Here is a 15335-nt window from a genome sequence, read left to right as displayed (position 1 = left end):
CGTACAGGGCGCGTTCGCGTTCCACCAGCAGCGGCATCGGATCGGATGCGGTGACCAGCTCCCGCAGCGGATGACGGGCCAGCACCGCCTCCACCTCCGGCGACAGGGCGGCCCGGAGCCGGTGGTGGACCGACAGCGTGTCGTCGCCGAGGGCGTGCGCGGCGGCCAGGACCAGCTCGCGTCCGGACCCCTTGGGCACTCCGGCGGCGGCCCGCGCGTACAGCTCCGCGCCCTCCTCCAGCACCAGCCCGGTGTCGATCCCGGCCGGCACCTTCACGGACGCGGTGTGCCGCCAGGTCGCCAGTGGATGGCTCCACGCCTCCACCCGGAAGGTCCAGCGGCCCGTCACGTCCGGGGTGACCTCCGCTCCCCAGCGGTCGCTTCCCGGGGACAGCTCCCGCATCGGCGTCCAGGGGCCGCGGCGGCCCAGGGGGTCGCGCAGGACCACGTTCGCGCCCACGGCGTCGTGCCCTTCGCGGAACACGGTGGCCGTCACCTCGAAGGTCTCCCCGGCCACCGCTTTCGCCGGGCGCCTGCCGCACTCCACGGCCGGCCGGACGTCACGTACCGGTACACGGCCGATGGCCGGGGTCCTGCGCATGTATCTCACCTCCGCCGTGCGCGGAGCCGGGCGCCCGGCCCGGCTGCGCGATCCGATGACCGGGACCGGCGCGCGCCGGTCCCGGAAGGAACGCCTTGTACGGTGCCAGGTCAGGGGCTTGGCGCCGTGGAACGCCGCTCCGGTGACGGCGCTCTTCTCGCCGTCCGGCGCGGCTGCGGCCGTCCGTCCTGCTCCCGCAGGTAGGTGACCGGGTTCGTGCGGAGATAGCGCTCTGCCGCGTCCGCCGCCTCGCGGGCACAGCGTTCGCCCATCAGTACGCACAGCGTGTACCCCGAGTCCTCGAAGGTGGCCCGGACCGTGCGGTCGTACGGCGAGGCGAGCATCACGCGCTCCCACGCCCGGTAACGCCGCAGCTGCCGGGCCACTTCGGCCTTGGCGGGTAGCAGCATGGCCCTCTTCACCTTCCACGCTCTCGACTGGGCGCGTTCCCGACGGTCGGGTGGTGGCCGCGCACGGGGAGGCACGGCACCGTTACGGCGATCGAGGCTTTCACTTATGGTGCACGCGCGGCGACGCAGCGTCTTGTTGGATCTTCAACGAGTGAGGGTGTCGGTGGCTCGTGTTGCACGAATGGCGTAGTGCCCGCACCGTGGAGATGACTCTGAAGCGATCAACGCTCACGCTGTGTGTCCGGGATCCCTTCCGGACGGGCGAGGGGAGCGAGAGCTTCGCCGGTGAGGAGCAAGCGACGATGAAGACCGCAGTGCCCTGTTACTACCACCTCGACGTGGAAGTCAGCCCCGCACGGGTGGGACAGGTCAGCCGCATCCTGGCCGCTCACCTGCGCTACTGGGACCTCGAGGACCTGGTGCAGCCCGTCCGCCGCGGCGCCGAACTGCTGCTGCGGGCGATCGACGCCCACGCGAGGGACAAGCGCACCTCCATCGAGATGTGGTGGAACGGCCAGCACCTCATCACCGCCCTGGGCGGCGCCGACCCGGATCTGCGCCCGGACCAGGACCTGCGGTCCTGCCTGGCGGACATCGCCGCCATGAGCGACGGCTGGGGCTGCTGCGCCCCCACCACCGGCAGCAAGATCATCTGGTTCTCGCAGCGCGCCCGGGCCGGCCAGCGCGTCCCGCTGGTGCCCCTCGCCCCCGCGCCCACGCTGCGCACCGGCCTGAGGGTGCCGCGCGCCGAGCCGGTCACCGCGCCGGCCGCGCACGCGCCCGCCGGCGACGGCGCCCTGGAGGGCAGCCGGTGACCGCCCGCAAGCGCCGCCAGAAGGTGCCTGTCTGGAGCGGGCAGCCCTATCCGCTGGGCGCCGTGTTCGACGGCCAGGGCACCAACTTCGCCGTGTTCAGCGAGGTCGCCGAGCGCGTCGAACTGATCCTCGTGGACGACGCCGGCACCGAGACGCCCGTCCCGCTGCAGGAGGTCGACGGCTTCGTCTGGCACGCCTATCTGCCCGGCGTCGGCCCGGGCCGGCGCTACGGCTACCGGGTGCACGGCCCCTGGCAGCCCTCGCTCGGCCACCGCTGCAACCCGGCGAAGCTGCTGCTCGACCCGTACGCCCGCGCCGTGGACGGCCAGATCGACAACCACCCCTCGCTGTACGAGCGCGCCCCGGACGGCCCCGACCCATCCGACAGCGCCGGCCACTCCATGCTGGGCGTGGTCACCGACCCGTTCTTCGACTGGGGCGACGACCGCCCGCCCAGGACGCCGTACGCCGACTCGGTCATCTACGAGACGCACGTCCGCGGCCTCACCCGCACCCACCCCGAGGTCCCCGAGCGCCTCCGCGGCACCTACGCCGGCCTCGCGCACCCGGCCGTCACCGAGCACCTCACCTCGCTCGGCGTGACCGCGGTGGAGCTGATGCCGGTGCACCAGTTCGTCCAGGACGGCGTCCTCCAGGACCGCGGGCTGGCCAACTACTGGGGCTACAACACCATCGGCTTCTTCGCCCCGCACAACGCCTACGCCGCCTTCGGCACCCGGGGCCAGCAGGTCGACGAGTTCAAGGCCATGGTGAAGGCGCTGCACGCGGCCGGCCTGGAAGTCATCCTGGACGTGGTCTACAACCACACCGCCGAGGGCAACGAGCTGGGCCCCACGCTCTCCTTCCGGGGCATCGACAACGCCTCCTACTACCGGCTGGTCGACGGCGACTGGGCGCACTACTACGACACCACCGGCACCGGCAACAGCCTGCTGATGCGGCACCCCTACGTGCTCCAGCTGATCATGGACTCGCTGCGGTACTGGGTGACCGAGATGCACGTCGACGGCTTCCGCTTCGACCTCGCGGCCACCCTGGCCCGGCAGTTCCACGAGGTGGACCGGCTCTCGGCGTTCTTCGACCTGATCCAGCAGGACCCGGTGATCAGCCGGGTGAAGCTGATCGCCGAGCCGTGGGACGTGGGCGAGGGCGGCTACCAGGTGGGCAACTTCCCGCCGCTGTGGTCGGAGTGGAACGGCAAGTACCGGGACGCCGTACGGGACTTCTGGCGGGCCGAGCCCGGTTCGCTCGGCGAGTTCGCCTCCCGGCTCACCGGCTCCTCCGACATCTACCAGCACAGCCGGCGCCGGCCGCGCGCGAGCGTCAACTTCGTCACCGCGCACGACGGTTTCACGCTGCGCGACCTCGTGTCGTACAACGACAAGCACAACGAGGCCAACGGCGAGGACAACCGGGACGGCGAGAGCCACAACCGGTCCTGGAACTGCGGGGCCGAAGGTGACACCGAGGACCCGGCCGTCCTGGAACTGCGCGGCCGCCAGCAGCGCAACCTGCTGGCCACCCTGCTGCTCTCGCAGGGCATCCCGATGCTCTGCCACGGTGACGAACTCGGCCGCACCCAGCGCGGCAACAACAACGCCTACTGCCAGGACAGCGAGATCTCCTGGGTGGACTGGGAGACGACCGAGGAGCAGCGCGCGCTCACCGGCTTCACCCGGCGCCTGATCGCCCTGCGCGCCGCGCACCCGGTGCTGCGCCGGCGCCGCTTCTTCCGCGGCGAGACCCCGACCAACGCCCGGCAGCCGCTGCCCGACCTGGTGTGGCTGCGGCCCGACGCCCGCGAGATGACCGACCGGGACTGGCAGCGCGACGACGCCCACTCGGTCGGCGCGTTCCTCAACGGCGACGCCATCGCCGAACGCGACCCCCACGGCCGCCGCATGGTCGACGACTCCTTCCTGCTCCTCGTCAACGGCTACTGGGAGCCGGTCGTCTTCCGCCTGCCCGACGAGTCCTTCGGCGAACGCTGGACCGCGCTGATCGACACCGCCGACCCGGAGGGCGTCCCGGACGAACGCGAACGGAAGGCGGGCACCCGGCTGCGCGTGGAGGCACGCGGTCTTGTCCTGCTGTCCCGCCCCTCCCGCGCCGCGGGCTGACCGGCGCCGGAGCGGGACCTGCTCCGGCCCGCCGCCGGCTCAGTGCGGGCGGGTGCTGCGCGCCGTCACCGTGAACTGCGCGCCGTCGGCGTCCCGCAGGATCGCCTCGTTCTCGTCCTCGCGCAGCACGCTGCCGCCGTGCTTCTCCGCCGCGCGGGCGCAGCCCGGCACGTCGGCCACCGTGAAGTGGATCTGCCAGTGCGGACGCACCGACGGGTCCGGCGCGGCCCCCACCGCGCCCGAGTCGATGTGCGCCACCACGTCGCCCTCGCTGCGCAGCAGCACCTCGTCGCCGTCGTACTCCACCTCGCAGCAGCCCGGCAGCCCGCTCGCCCAGTCCAGGATCTCGCCGTAGAACATCGCCGCGTCGAAGGCGTCCCGGGTGTGCAGCCGGACGAAGGTCGGGGCGGCCCGCCGCCACGCCTCCCAGTTGGTGACCAGTTCGCCCTGCCAGATCCCGAACGTGGCACCGTCCCGGTCGGCGAGCAGCGCCGCCCGGCCGGGCGGGAAGGACAGCGGCCCGACCGCGGCCGTGCCCCCGCGCTCCCGGGCCCGGGACACGGCCAGGTCGGCGTCCGGCACCGCGAAGTACGGCGTCCAGGCGACCGCCATCTGCCACATGGAGGCGACGGCGGCGATCCCGGCGACCGGCACCCCGTCCACCAGGGCGATCCGGAAGTGCTCGCCCAGTTTGGCGCCGCGCCAGCGCCAGCCCAGGACGGCCGTGTAGAAGTCCTGGGTGGCCTGGAGGTCGCGGCTGGTCAGGCTCACCCAGCAGGGCGCTCCGAAGACGGAGTGGGTGGAGACGACGTCTTTTCTGCGGGGTCCGCCGCCGGCGGGGCTGTCGTGGTTCATGGCAGTCGCGTCCTGCTCTCGGGGCCGGGCGGCCACCGGTATGACACCAGTGTCCGGCCGGACCGGGTGGGAATGCCTGTCGGGTACCCCGGGTGGCAGGGGGGCAGGCCCCTGCGCACGATGGAGGGATGGGAGAGAGCGAGCCGGACCGGATCGCCGCGTTGCAGGCGGAGGTCGACCAGATGAAGGAAGCCCTGGCCTCGCACGCGGTCGTGGACCAGGCGATCGGGATGGTGGTGGCCCTCGGCCGGGTCGCCCCGGACCAGGGCTGGCAGATCCTCAAGGAGGTCTCCCAGCACACCAACGTCAAGCTGCGCCACGTCGCGGAGCTGATCCTGGTCTGGGGGCGGCGCGGCGACATCCCGCCGGACATCCGGGCCGCGCTGGAGGACGCCCTGGACCGGTACGGTCCCGCGCAGGTGCCCGGGACCGAGGGCCGGTAGGGCGGAGCACGGCGGCACGGCTCAGCGGATCTCCGCGAGCAGTTCCGCGCGCAGCCGGTCGAAGCAGCCGCTGAGCAGCCGCGAGACGTGCATCTGGGAGATGCCGAGCTGCTCGGCGATCCGGCTCTGCGTCATGCCGCCGAAGAACCGCAGGTAGAGGATGGTGCGCTCGCGTTCGGGCAGCGCCTCCAGACACGGCCGGACCGCGGCACGGTCGACCACGAGGTCGAAGCCCGGGTCCGAGGTGCCCAGCGAGTCCCCGAGGGCGTAGCCGTCCGTGCCGGCCACCTCCGCGTCCAGGGACAGCGCGGAGAAGCACTCCAGTGCCTCCATGCCGGTGCGCACCTCGTCCTCGCCGAGCCGGGTGTACGCGGCGATCTCGGCGACGGTGGGCGCCCGGCCGGACGTGGTCTGCGCCAGGTCCTTCACGGCGGCGCGCACCCGGTTGCGCAGGTCCTGCACCCGGCGGGGCACGTGCAGGGTCCACATGTGGTCCCGGAAGTGGCGCTTGATCTCGCCGGTGATGGTGGGCACCGCGTACGCCTCGAAGGCCCGGCCGCGCTCGGGATCGTAGTGGTCGACGGCCTTGACCAGGCCCAGCGCGGCGACCTGGTACAGGTCCTCCAAGGCCTCGCCACGGCCGCGGAACCGCACCGCGATCCGCTCGGCCATGGGCAGCCAGAGCCGGACCAGCTCGTCCCTCAGCGCCTGGCGCTCGGGGCCGTCGGGCAGGAGGGCGAGCCGTGCGAAGGCCTCGCCGGTGTCCGGGGCGTCGTCGTGGGGATGGGGCTTCGTGCTGCCAGTGACACGCATCGCGCGCACCTCTCTCGGCAGGTGCTGGATGGACAGACACCGCGGGAGGTGCGCTCGGACCATGGAGAGGACACCGGGGCGTCGGCCATGCCGCCTCCCACGGGACGTGCCTCCTGTCCGAAGCACTTGTTCTGCCCATTCCCGTTACCAGGCATTTCAAAACACATACTGACAAACGGGACGAATGGTCGACGGTCTCGGGAGCCGGCCGCCGACGTGATGTGCGGCACGCCCGCCCATCCGCCTGGAACGTGCCACGGACAAGTTCTCGCTGGGCAGCGCTTGATCGTCGATCAGGGAGGGTGAATTCCCAGGCCACAGCGCATTCCGCGCATTTGACAGTGCGCTCGGGCCACCGATAGACAGCAGCTCTCGAAGGTCGAGAGGGGCACTGTGTACGAGCCGAACCTGGTCGGGGACTGGCAGGAGTACGACGAGCATGCCGGTCTGCGGGTCCGCGTCCACCGCCTGGAGGCCGCCGAGCCGCCGCGCGGACGCGACGACGCCGCCGCCGGGCTGACGTATTTCAGTGTCCGGGTGACCGTCGAGAACCGCGGCGCGCGGCACTACGGCATCCACCTGGAGGACGGCCAGGTCGACGTCCGCGTCGGCCCGGACGGCGAGGGCGCCTTCATCGACTGGCGCAACTCCCAGTTCATCGAGGGCTTCGACGTCTACCCGCTGCGCCGGGCCACCGCCGTGCTCTACGCCGCCGCGCCCGAGGCGGCGCTCAGTCACGTGGACGTACAGGTGCAGCTGCGGGTGGACGAGGAGTGGTCCGACCGGCGGCTGTGGACGGGGGGCGCCGGGACCCCGGGGTCCGCCCCGGCCACAGCTCCCGCGGGCACCGCCCAGTGCGGCCTGGCCCACCAGGTTGCCGCCTTCCTGCGGGAGCAGACGGAGCCCGGCTCCGCCTGATCCGGACCGGGCCCGGTGCCGCCGCACGGCCCCGGGCCGGCGGGGCACGCCGTACGCGGCTCAGTGCGGGATGCCGTCGATGATCTCCCGCGCGCCCTGCCGCAGCAGCGCGACCGCCACCGAGGTGCCGAGCGTGGCCGGGTCCAGCCGGCCCGCCCACTCGTGGGCGTTCAGCCGCGTCTTGCCGTCCGGCGTGAAGACACAGGCCCGCAGCGACAGTTCACCGCCGCGGTCCACGCGCGCGTACCCGGAGATCGGGCTGTTGCAGTGGCCTTGCAGCACATGCAGGAACATCCGCTCGGCCGTCGCCTCCCGGTGGGTGTCCGGGTCGCCGAGCCCGCTGACCGCGTCGATCAGGTCGGCGTCGTCCTGACGGCACTGCAAAGCGAGGATGCCCGCGCCGATCGGCGGCATCATCGTCTCCGGCGACAGCACCTCGCTGATCACGTCGGTGCGGCCGATCCGCTCCAGACCGGACACCGCGAGCAGCAGCGCGTCCGCCTCGCCCGCGGCCAGCTTCTCCAGCCGCCGGTTGGCGTTGCCGCGGAACGGCACGCACACCAGGTGCGGATGGGTCGCGGCCAACTGGGCGATCCGGCGGACGGAGGAGGTGCCGATCCGGGTGCCGGCGGGCAGCTCGTCCAGGGTCAGCCCGCCCGGATGCACCAGCGCGTCCCGGATGTCGTCCCGCTTCAGGAACGCGGCGAACACCGTCCCGGCGGGCAGCGGCCGGTCGGCGGGCACGTCCTTCACACAGTGCACCGCGAGGTCCGCCGCACCGGACAGCAGGGCCGCGTCGACCTCCTTGGTGAACGCGCCCTTGCCCTCGACCTCGGACAGATCGCCCAGCCACTTGTCACCGGTGGTCTTCACCGGCACGACCTCGGTCCGCACCCCCGGGTGCAGCACGGCCAGCTCGGCGCGGACCCGCTCGACCTGGGCCAGGGCCATGGGGGAGTCGCGGGAGACGATGCGGATCAGTTCCGGTACAGACATGGGGACACGATAGACCCTGCGACCGGTGCGGTTCCGGTCCGTCCGGACGCACCGGCCGCCGCCCTCACCGCGGTTCGTCCGGCAGGTCCGCCGCGGACTCCTCCGGGGCGAGGTCCGGCCGGCTCCGCAGCCAGGACGGCTGGCGCAGCATGCCGTGCCGGGTCCGGGTGCTGTAGCTGACCTCGCCCACCAGCCGGGGCACCACCCAGTGCGCCCGGGGGACGCGGGGCACCGGGTCGAACGGGCACCGGTCGCTCGCCGTGTCCCGCAGCAGCTCCGCCAGCCGGGCCCGTTCGGCCTCGCTCCATCCGGTGCCCACCCCGCCGACGTACCGCAGCCGGCCCGCCGCGTCCCGCTGGCCGACCAGCACCGCTCCGGGCAGTCCGGCCAGCCGGCCCTTCCCCGGCAGCCAGCCGCCGACGAGCACGTCCTCGGCGCGCATGTTCCGGATCTTGATCCAGGCGCGGGAGCGGACCCCGGGCTCGTACACCGAGTCCAGCCGCTTGCACACCAGGCCCTCCAGCCCGTGCTCCCGGGTGGCGTTGAGCGCCTCGGCGCCGTGTCCGGTCACCGCGCCGGGCGTCGACCAGTACGGCCCGGCCAGGCCCAGCTCCTCCAGCCGGGCCCGCCGCCGCGCGTACGGCAGCCTGACCAGCGGCTCGGCCAGGTACGGCACGTCGAACAGCACCAGGTGCACCGGCACCACGGCGGCCCGGCGCGCCGCCCGCGCGGGAGCGTGCGCGAGCCCCATCCGGCTCTGCAGCAGCTGGAAGTCGGCCCGGCCCCGCTCGTCCAGGGCCAGCACCTCGCCGTCCAGCACGGCGGGCGCGGAACCCAGGGCCGTGCCCAGCGCGCCCAGCTCCGGATAGGCCGCGGTGATGTCCTCGCCGGACCGGGCGCGCAGCAGCAGGCTGCCGTCGCCGGGCAGATAGACCATCACCCGCTGGCCGTCCTGCTTCGTCTCGTACGCCCACCGCCGGTCCTGGGCGGCGGTCGGCAGGCTGCCGGGGGTGGCGAGCATCGGCGGGATGAGCGGCAGGGTCACGGCGGTCACGGCAGAAGGTCTCGACCGGCCCCGGCGCGCTCACGCGCCTTTCCGCCCCGGTTCGCCTGAACGGGTTCCGCGCCACGGGCGGGCGCGGGGCGGCCCGGCGGCCCCTGGTGGCGGCCCGTACCGTCAGGGGCCCGGCGGCCTGACCCAGCCCAGCGACCGTTCGACGGCCCGCTGCCAGTCGTCGTACTCCGCCTCCCGCCGCTCCGGGTCCATGGCGGGCAGCCACTGCGCGGCCCGGTGCCAGTTGCGGCGCAGCACCTCCAGACCGGGCCAGTAGCCGGCGGCGAGCCCGGCCGCGTAGGCGGCGCCGAGCGAGACCGTCTCAGCGACCATGGGCCGCACCACGGGCACGTCCAGCACGTCGGCCACGAACTGCATGAGCAGGTTGTTCGCCGTCATGCCGCCGTCCACCTTCAGCTCGCGCAGCGGGACGGCGGAGTCGGCGTTCATGGCGTCGACGACCTCCCGGGTCTGCCAGCCGGTGGCCTCCAGCACGGCCCGCGCCAGATGTCCCTTGGTGATGTACGAGGTGAGGCCGACGACGACCCCGCGCGCGTCGCTGCGCCAGCGGGGCGCGAACAGGCCCGAGAAGGCGGGGACGATGTAGCAGCCGCCGTTGTCCTCCACCGTCCGCGCCAGCGTCTCGATCTCCGGTGCGCTGCTGATCAGGCCCAGCCGGTCGCGGAACCACTGGACGAGCGAGCCGGTGACCGCGATCGACCCCTCCAGCGCGTAGGCGGGCGGCTCGTCGCCGATCTTGTAGGCGACGGTGGTGAGCAGTCCGTGCCGGGAGCGCACGACGTCGCCGCCGGTGTGGAGCAGCAGGAAGCTGCCCGTGCCGTAGGTGCACTTGGCCTCGCCGGGGGAGAAGCAGGTCTGGCCGAAGAGGGCGGCCTGCTGGTCGCCGAGGGCCGCCGTGATGGCGACGCCTGGCAGCAGCGCGCTCGCCTCGCCGTACCGCTCGGCGGAGGGCCGGATCTCGGGCAGCATCGCTCGGGGCACGCCGAAGAAGTCCAGCAGCTCGTCGTCCCAGGCGAGCGTGTGGATGTTCATCAGCATGGTGCGGCTGGCGTTGGTGGCGTCGGTGAGGTGCAGACCGCCGTCGGCGCCTCCGGTGAGGTTCCAGATCAGCCAGCTCTCCATCGTCCCGAACAGCACCTCGCCCTCCTTGGCGCGCTGCTCGACGCCCTTGACGTGGTCGAACAGCCACCGCAGCCGCAGCGCCGAGAAATAGGTCGAGGGCGGCAGGGCGCAGCGGTGCAGGAAGAACGCCTCCCCGGGGCGCCGGCGCAACTCCTCGACCAGCGGTTCCGTACGGGTGTCCTGCCAGACGATGGCCCGGCCCAGCGGGGCGCCGGTCCGCCGGTCCCAGAGCACCGTCGTCTCGCGCTGGTTGGCCAGCCCGATCGCGGCGACCCGCTCCGGCTCGATCCCGGCCGCGGCCAGCGCCTCGGGCATGACACGGCGCAGGTTCTGCCAGATCTCCACGGCGTCGTGCTCGACCCACCCGGGCCGCGGGAAGTGCTGCTGGTGCTCGCGCTGCGCCACCGAGACCAGCCGCCCACGGTGGTCGAACAGGATGCACCGGGTGGAGTTGGTGCCCTGGTCGACGGCCATCACATACCGTTCCACCATGATCGGTTCTGCCTTCCGACGGATCGAGGGGCGGTGGGCCCGGGCTACCAGCGGGCGGCGCCCAGATCCCTGGAGATCGCCCGCGCGGCCTCACGGAGCAGGCTGAGCAGAGCGGGCCGGGGCCGGCACCGGGCGTCGCAGATCCGCTCGACCGGGCCCGACAGCCCGAGGGCGCCCACGACGAGACCGCCGTGCCCCCGGATCGGTACGGCGAGCCCGGCCTCGCCCATGTTCATCTCCTGGATCTCGGCGGCCCATCCGGTCTCCCGCACGGTGGCGAGCGCCCGGGCGAGCCGGTCCGGATCGACCAGGGTGTGCGGTGTGTACGCCTCCAGTCCGCGTTCCCCGTCCGGCCCGGGCGTGGCGGTCCCGAAGGCCAGCAGCACCTTGCCGAGCGAGGAGGCGTGCAGGGGCAGCAGCGCGCCCACCTCCAGGGTCTGGAAGGTGTCGTCCGGCCGGAACACATGGTGGACGACGAGGACCCTGCCCTCCAGGGGCGTCCCCAGGCGCACCGCCTCCCCGCTGCGGGCGGCCAGGGCGTCGGCCCAGTTCAGGGAGCGTGACCGCAGCTCGTTAACGTCCAGATAGCTGGTGCCCAGGTGCAGCAGGGCGGCCCCGAGCTGGTACTTCCCGGTGGCCGCGTCCTGCTCCACGAAGTCCACGTGCTGGAGGGTGCGCAGGATGCCGTGGGCGGTGCCCTTCGCCAGTCCGAGCGAGGCCGCGACCTCACCGAGCCCCAGCCGGCGGGGCCCGCCGGCGAGCAGCCGCAGGATCGCCGCCGCCCGTTCGATCGACTGGACCGGGCCGGCCATGAAGCGAGCCTATTACCGCCGTGGACGGTTCGCCCCACGGGACGGAGGGACGGCCGGGCAGCCGGTGCGTTCGGTAATGCCGACCTCTGTTCATTGACCCGGCCCGATATGTCTCCCTAACGTGCTTTGAGGCCCGGAAGACGCCGAGACAGCGCGCGAGACCGGCAGCAGATCGGGAGAGAACATGGTGGCACAGCTCAATACCCTGCTTCGGGGGGCACGGGAACATGTGTGTCCGGTGCCGCCCGTCGCCGGTGCGGTCTCCGCCGTACGCCGGCGGGTGGCGGCGCTCCTGGCCGACTGGAGCGTGTCTCCGGAACTGGTCGAGGACTCCCTGCTCGTGGTGTCGGAGCTGGTCACCAACGCGATCGTGCACGCCCGGCCCCCGGCCGAACTCCGGGTGTCCTGGGTGTACGGCGACCACGCGCCCACGCTGCGGGTCGAGGTGACCGACGCGGGGCCCGACTTCGCGGCGGGGCAGTCCCTCGTCGGCGTCGACCCGGACGAGCACGGCCGGGGCGAGGCGATCGTCCGTGCCCTGGCGACCCGCCACGGCATACGGGTTCAGCCCGAGCGGGTCACCCGCTGGGCGGAACTCGCCGCGGCCTGAGGCGCGGTCCCGGAGGACAAGGGCACGGAGACCGGTTCCCGCACCGGCTCGCGGCGGAGCAGCAGCAGGGCGGCGTCGTCGTGCAGCCGGCCGCCCACATGGGCCAGCAGCTCGTCGTGGAGCGCGCCGAGCGTACGCGCCGGCTCCTCGCACACATGGCGGTGCACTCGCTCGGCCAGCGGATAGAAGGCGCCCGTGCGGTCGCGGGCCTCGATGACGCCGTCCGTGTAGAGCAGCAGTTGCTCTCCCGGTGCCAGCGGCAGCCGCCGCAGGTCCGGTACCTGACCCGTCAGGGCGCGCAGGCCCAGGGGCGGCGCGGGACGCTCCGGCTCCACCGCCGTGACCTCGTGTGCGGCGGAGAGCAGCAGCGGCGGCGCGTGCCCGCAGTTGACGATCTCCAGCTCCCCCGGCCGGGGACAGCCGACCACCACGGCGGTGACGAAGTCGTCCGGGCCGAGGTTGCGGGACAGGCTCCGCTCGATCCGGTCCACCACGGTCGGCAGGTCCGGCTCGTCGTGCGCGGCCTCGCGGAACACCCCGAGCACGAGCGCGGCGGTCCCCACGGCCGGGAGCCCCTTGCCGCGCACGTCCCCGACGATCAGCCGGATGCCGTGCGGGGTGGGCACCAGGGCGTACAGATCCCCGCCGATCCTGGCCTCCGCCGCGGCGGCGCTGTAGCGGACGGCCACCTGGAAGGGGCCGACGGTCTCCGGGACGGGCTGGAGCAGCGCCTGCTGGGCGGCCTCGGCGACCGAGCGGACGGCCGCGAGCACCCGTTCCCGGCGGTGGCGCAGCGCGCTGGCCAGGACACTCGCCGCGGTGACGGCCGGCAGCGCGCACAGGACGGCCGCCACCGCGTGCGCGGACATCCCGTGCCCGGCGCCCAGGGCGACGCCCGTCACCGCGGCGAGGAGACCGGCGCCGAGGACGCCGCGCGGGCCGTTGGTGGTGGCCGCCAGCGCGGGCCCGGCGGCCAGCAGCGGCAGCCAGACCGCTCCCGTGCCGCCCGCGAGGTCGACCAGGACGACGGCGGCGATGACGACGGCCGGCAGCAGGGGCCGTCCCGTGGCCGGCTGCCCCGCGGTACGCCGGCGGCCCGGTGCGACGGCGTCCGCCACCCGTTCCCCGAACCGCCGCGTCGGCGTGGGGTCACCGTCAACGTGTCCGACCTGGCTCATACCCTCAAGCAAACGGGCCGGGGGCGGCCGGCCACAAGAAGCCGATTTTCAGATAGTGAACGAGCGGCTGCGGGGCACGCGGACGGCAGTGGGGGAAGCGGCTCCGGAGCACGTGAACGGTCGCGTGGGGAGCGGCCCGCGGGGCATGTGAGCGGTCGCGTGGGGAGCGGCCCGCTGGGCGCGTGAACGGTCGCGTGCTGCACGGCTCCGGGTCATGGTGTGAGCGACAGGCCCCGGGTCACGCGGCTCGCGATCGGGAGCAGCCGGGCCCGCAGTTGCTGGAGCCGGTCCTTGCGGTCCACCGGCAGCGAGATGCCGAGCGAGCCGGGCGTGTTCCCGCGGTAGACGGGCACGGCGACGCACACGGTGCCGAGCGCGTACTCCTCCAGGTCCGTGACGGCCGGTGCCAGGGGCGGGGCGTCGAGCCTGCGCAGCAGCTCCGGGAGGCTGGTGACCGTCCGCGGGGTGAGATCGGCGAGGTGGTGCCGGGTCAGGTACTCCTCGCGGGCGCCCTCGTCCAGCTCGCGCAGCACGGTCTTGCCGAGCGCGGTGGCGTGTCCCGCGTCCTCGAAACCCACCCAGAGATCGACCCGTGGCGTCCGCGGGCCGTCCACGATCTCGGCGATCCTGATCTCGCCGTCCTCGTAGAACGTGAGGTAGGCGGCGGTGGACAGCTCGTCCCGCAGGGCGGCCAGCGCCGGGCGCACCCGGCTGAGCAGCGTCTGCGGGAGGCCCGCCGCGTGCAGGGAGACCAGCCGGTCGCCCAGCACGAAGCCGCCGTCGTCCAGTTTCCGCACGTATCCGTCGTGCAGCAGGGTGCGCAGCAGGTGGTAGGCGGTGGCCAGCGGCAGCCCCGTCTCGCGCGCCAGCTGCTTGGCCGGCGCACCGTTCTCGTGCGCGCCCACCGCCTCCAGCAGGCGGAGCGCCCGCTGCACGGACGTGATGAGGGTGGGGCCTTCCCGAGCGGCCATAGCACCAGGCTGCCGTGGGCACCGGACGGGGGCAAGGCCGGACGGGGGCAGGGCCGGACGGGGGCAGGGCCGGACGGGGGCAGGGCCGCCCCGGCGCCTCGGCCCTGCCCCCGTCGCCCGGTCCGGTGATCCGCCCGGTTCCGGTGATCCGGCCAGTGATCCAGGCCCTCCGCCCGTCGCCCCGCGCCCCTACCGTCCAGTAATATCCGGCGGCAGGCCACCAGAGGAGGAACCGTGTCCCGGTCCGAACGCTCGCCCCTGCTGCTCGCCGGTCTGCTGGCCGTCGCCGGGGTCGCCCACTTCGCCGTACCCCGGCAGTTCGACGCGATCGTCCCGGAACAGCTGCCGGGACCGCCCCGGGCCTGGACCTACGGCAGCGGAGCCGTCGAGCTGGCCCTGGCCGCCGGGATCGCGGCGCCCCGCACCCGCGCGACGGCCGCGAAGGCGGCGGCCGCCTTCTTCGTCGGCGTGTTCCCGGCGAACGTCCAGATGGCCGTGGACTGGCGGCACCGGCCGGCCCCGCTCAGGTCGGCCGCCCTGGCCCGGCTGCCCCTCCAGGTGCCCCTGGTGCTCTGGGCGCGCTCGGTGTCCCGCCGCGCGAAGGCGCGGCCGTGACCCGGCCCCTGGCCGTCGGCGACCGGGCCGAGGACTTCGCCCTGCCCGACGAGACCGGCACCATCCGCCGGCTCACCGGGTTCCTGGCCGACGGCCCCGTCGTCCTGTTCTTCTACCCCGCCGCCCTCACCCCCGGCTGCACCGCCGAGGCCTGCCACTTCCGGGACCTCGCCGCGGAGTTCGCCGCCGCCGGCGCCCGGCCCGTGGGCATCAGCGGGGACCCCGTGGACAAGCAGCAGGAGTTCGCCGGCCGGCACCGCCTCGGCATGCCGCTGCTCTCCGACACCGACGGCACGGTCCGCGAGCGGTTCGGCGTCAGACGCGGCTTCGCCCTGGCCCCGACCAGGCGCGTCACCTTCGTGATCGCCGAGGACCGCACCGTCCTGGAGATCGTCCGCAGCGAACTGCGCATGAACACCCACGCCGACCGGGCCCTCGCCGCGCTGCGCGCCCGCCGGGCGTGAGGCG

17 protein-coding genes are annotated in these 15335 nt (G+C 73.7%); 7 read left to right on the top strand and 10 right to left on the bottom strand.

Translation table 11 applies throughout. The features are described 5' to 3' along the window. Both ACH4OA_RS27500 and ACH4OA_RS27495 read right to left on the bottom strand, forming a co-directional pair. Positions 1-601: maltotransferase domain-containing protein (locus ACH4OA_RS27500; protein ID WP_397971668.1), on the bottom strand; the 601-nt coding region annotated here is incomplete at its 3' end. Between the two features lie 110 nt (positions 602-711). Next, positions 712-1011, bottom strand: coding sequence for a DUF5133 domain-containing protein (locus tag ACH4OA_RS27495; protein WP_365884399.1), 300 nt, complete (start codon positions 1009-1011; stop codon positions 712-714). A 302-nt stretch (positions 1012-1313) separates the two neighbouring features. On the opposite strand from ACH4OA_RS27495, the gene ACH4OA_RS27490 reads away from it, so the two are divergent. Further along, a complete protein-coding gene (locus ACH4OA_RS27490; protein WP_397942233.1) occupies positions 1314-1826 on the top strand; it encodes a pep a2 in 513 nt (170 codons plus the stop codon). A gap of 23 nt (positions 1827-1849) precedes the next feature. Then, positions 1850-3967, top strand: a complete 2118-nt coding sequence (glgX, locus tag ACH4OA_RS27485; RefSeq protein ID WP_397971685.1) for a glycogen debranching protein GlgX — start codon at positions 1850-1852, stop codon at positions 3965-3967. Positions 3968-4006: 39 nt separating this feature from the next. On the opposite strand, the gene ACH4OA_RS27480 is transcribed toward glgX, so the two are convergent. Next, entirely contained in the window at positions 4007-4822 is an 816-nt protein-coding gene (locus ACH4OA_RS27480; RefSeq protein WP_365883847.1) for a VOC family protein, read from the bottom strand. A gap of 128 nt (positions 4823-4950) precedes the next feature. On the opposite strand from ACH4OA_RS27480, the gene ACH4OA_RS27475 reads away from it, so the two are divergent. Beyond that, positions 4951-5265, top strand: coding sequence for an ANTAR domain-containing protein (locus tag ACH4OA_RS27475; RefSeq protein WP_365883846.1), 315 nt, complete (start codon positions 4951-4953; stop codon positions 5263-5265). A gap of 21 nt (positions 5266-5286) precedes the next feature. Here the strand turns inward: ACH4OA_RS27475 and ACH4OA_RS27470 are convergent, their stop codons facing one another. Continuing rightward, positions 5287-6078 (bottom strand): RNA polymerase sigma factor SigF, encoded by a 792-nt coding sequence (locus ACH4OA_RS27470; RefSeq protein ID WP_397942229.1) that lies wholly within the window; start codon positions 6076-6078, stop codon positions 5287-5289. 393 nt (positions 6079-6471) lie between these two features. Here ACH4OA_RS27470 and ACH4OA_RS27465 point away from each other — a divergent pair, with 393 nt between their 5' ends. Next, entirely contained in the window at positions 6472-6996 is a 525-nt protein-coding gene (locus tag ACH4OA_RS27465; RefSeq protein WP_365942044.1) for a hypothetical protein, read from the top strand. Positions 6997-7056: 60 nt separating this feature from the next. Here ACH4OA_RS27465 and hemC read toward each other — a convergent pair whose 3' ends face one another. The 4 genes from hemC to ACH4OA_RS27445 all read right to left on the bottom strand — a co-directional run bounded on the left by hemC (position 7057) and on the right by ACH4OA_RS27445 (position 11493). Next, positions 7057-7992 carry a hydroxymethylbilane synthase gene (hemC, locus tag ACH4OA_RS27460; RefSeq protein WP_365942045.1) on the bottom strand — a complete coding sequence of 312 codons (936 nt, stop codon included), beginning with the start codon at positions 7990-7992 and terminating at the stop codon, positions 7057-7059. A 64-nt stretch (positions 7993-8056) separates the two neighbouring features. Next, a complete protein-coding gene (locus ACH4OA_RS27455; protein ID WP_397971682.1) occupies positions 8057-9013 on the bottom strand; it encodes an ATP-dependent DNA ligase in 957 nt (318 codons plus the stop codon). A gap of 156 nt (positions 9014-9169) precedes the next feature. Continuing rightward, a complete protein-coding gene (gene glpK / locus ACH4OA_RS27450) occupies positions 9170-10681 on the bottom strand; it encodes a glycerol kinase GlpK (RefSeq protein ID WP_397971664.1) in 1512 nt (503 codons plus the stop codon). A 44-nt stretch (positions 10682-10725) separates the two neighbouring features. Next, positions 10726-11493: an IclR family transcriptional regulator gene (locus ACH4OA_RS27445; RefSeq protein ID WP_397971661.1), complete on the bottom strand. Its 768-nt coding sequence runs from the start codon at positions 11491-11493 to the stop codon at positions 10726-10728. A gap of 238 nt (positions 11494-11731) precedes the next feature. On the opposite strand from ACH4OA_RS27445, the gene ACH4OA_RS27440 reads away from it, so the two are divergent. After that, positions 11732-12103 carry an ATP-binding protein gene (locus ACH4OA_RS27440; protein WP_365883470.1) on the top strand — a complete coding sequence of 124 codons (372 nt, stop codon included), beginning with the start codon at positions 11732-11734 and terminating at the stop codon, positions 12101-12103. Here the strand turns inward: ACH4OA_RS27440 and ACH4OA_RS27435 are convergent. Next, entirely contained in the window at positions 12058-13281 is a 1224-nt protein-coding gene (locus tag ACH4OA_RS27435) for a PP2C family protein-serine/threonine phosphatase (protein WP_397942222.1), read from the bottom strand. The genes ACH4OA_RS27440 and ACH4OA_RS27435 overlap by 46 nt on opposite strands. A gap of 212 nt (positions 13282-13493) precedes the next feature. Beyond that, positions 13494-14252 (bottom strand): IclR family transcriptional regulator, encoded by a 759-nt coding sequence (locus ACH4OA_RS27430; RefSeq protein WP_397942220.1) that lies wholly within the window; start codon positions 14250-14252, stop codon positions 13494-13496. A 234-nt stretch (positions 14253-14486) separates the two neighbouring features. Between ACH4OA_RS27430 and ACH4OA_RS27425 the strand changes: the two genes are divergently transcribed. Together ACH4OA_RS27425 and ACH4OA_RS27420 are read left to right on the top strand one after the other, a co-directional pair. Further along, a complete protein-coding gene (locus ACH4OA_RS27425) occupies positions 14487-14867 on the top strand; it encodes a hypothetical protein (protein WP_365878331.1) in 381 nt (126 codons plus the stop codon). Then, on the top strand, positions 14864-15331 hold the full coding sequence (locus ACH4OA_RS27420) for a peroxiredoxin (RefSeq protein WP_397971658.1): 468 nt from the start codon (positions 14864-14866) through the stop codon (positions 15329-15331). Before ACH4OA_RS27425 ends, ACH4OA_RS27420 begins: the two co-directional genes overlap by 4 nt. Positions 15332-15335: the final 4 nt, after the last annotated feature.

The sequence above is a fragment of the Streptomyces sp. NPDC017095 genome (genome assembly GCF_044332325.1).
Taxonomy (GTDB): Bacteria; Actinomycetota; Actinomycetes; order Streptomycetales; family Streptomycetaceae; genus Streptomyces.
The sequence above is the reverse complement of the archived record's forward strand: the minus strand, read 5'-3'. Positions and strand labels throughout refer to the sequence as shown.

What these genes read in the sequence shown, in the direction of transcription:
- ACH4OA_RS27495 (WP_365884399.1), bottom strand. Translation starts at nt 1,011, where the DNA reads ATGCTGCTACCCGCCAAGGCCGAAGTGGCCCGGCAGCTGCGGCGTTAC.
- ACH4OA_RS27490 (WP_397942233.1), top strand. Translation starts at nt 1,314, where the DNA reads ATGAAGACCGCAGTGCCCTGTTACTACCACCTCGACGTGGAAGTCAGC.
- ACH4OA_RS27480 (WP_365883847.1), bottom strand. Translation starts at nt 4,822, where the DNA reads ATGAACCACGACAGCCCCGCCGGCGGCGGACCCCGCAGAAAAGACGTC.
- ACH4OA_RS27475 (WP_365883846.1), top strand. Translation starts at nt 4,951, where the DNA reads ATGGGAGAGAGCGAGCCGGACCGGATCGCCGCGTTGCAGGCGGAGGTC.
- ACH4OA_RS27470 (WP_397942229.1), bottom strand. Translation starts at nt 6,078, where the DNA reads ATGCGTGTCACTGGCAGCACGAAGCCCCATCCCCACGACGACGCCCCG.
- hemC (WP_365942045.1), bottom strand. Translation starts at nt 7,992, where the DNA reads ATGTCTGTACCGGAACTGATCCGCATCGTCTCCCGCGACTCCCCCATG.
- ACH4OA_RS27455 (WP_397971682.1), bottom strand. Translation starts at nt 9,013, where the DNA reads ATGCTCGCCACCCCCGGCAGCCTGCCGACCGCCGCCCAGGACCGGCGG.
- glpK (WP_397971664.1), bottom strand. Translation starts at nt 10,681, where the DNA reads ATGGTGGAACGGTATGTGATGGCCGTCGACCAGGGCACCAACTCCACC.
- ACH4OA_RS27445 (WP_397971661.1), bottom strand. Translation starts at nt 11,493, where the DNA reads ATGGCCGGCCCGGTCCAGTCGATCGAACGGGCGGCGGCGATCCTGCGG.
- ACH4OA_RS27435 (WP_397942222.1), bottom strand. Translation starts at nt 13,281, where the DNA reads ATGAGCCAGGTCGGACACGTTGACGGTGACCCCACGCCGACGCGGCGG.
- ACH4OA_RS27430 (WP_397942220.1), bottom strand. Translation starts at nt 14,252, where the DNA reads ATGGCCGCTCGGGAAGGCCCCACCCTCATCACGTCCGTGCAGCGGGCG.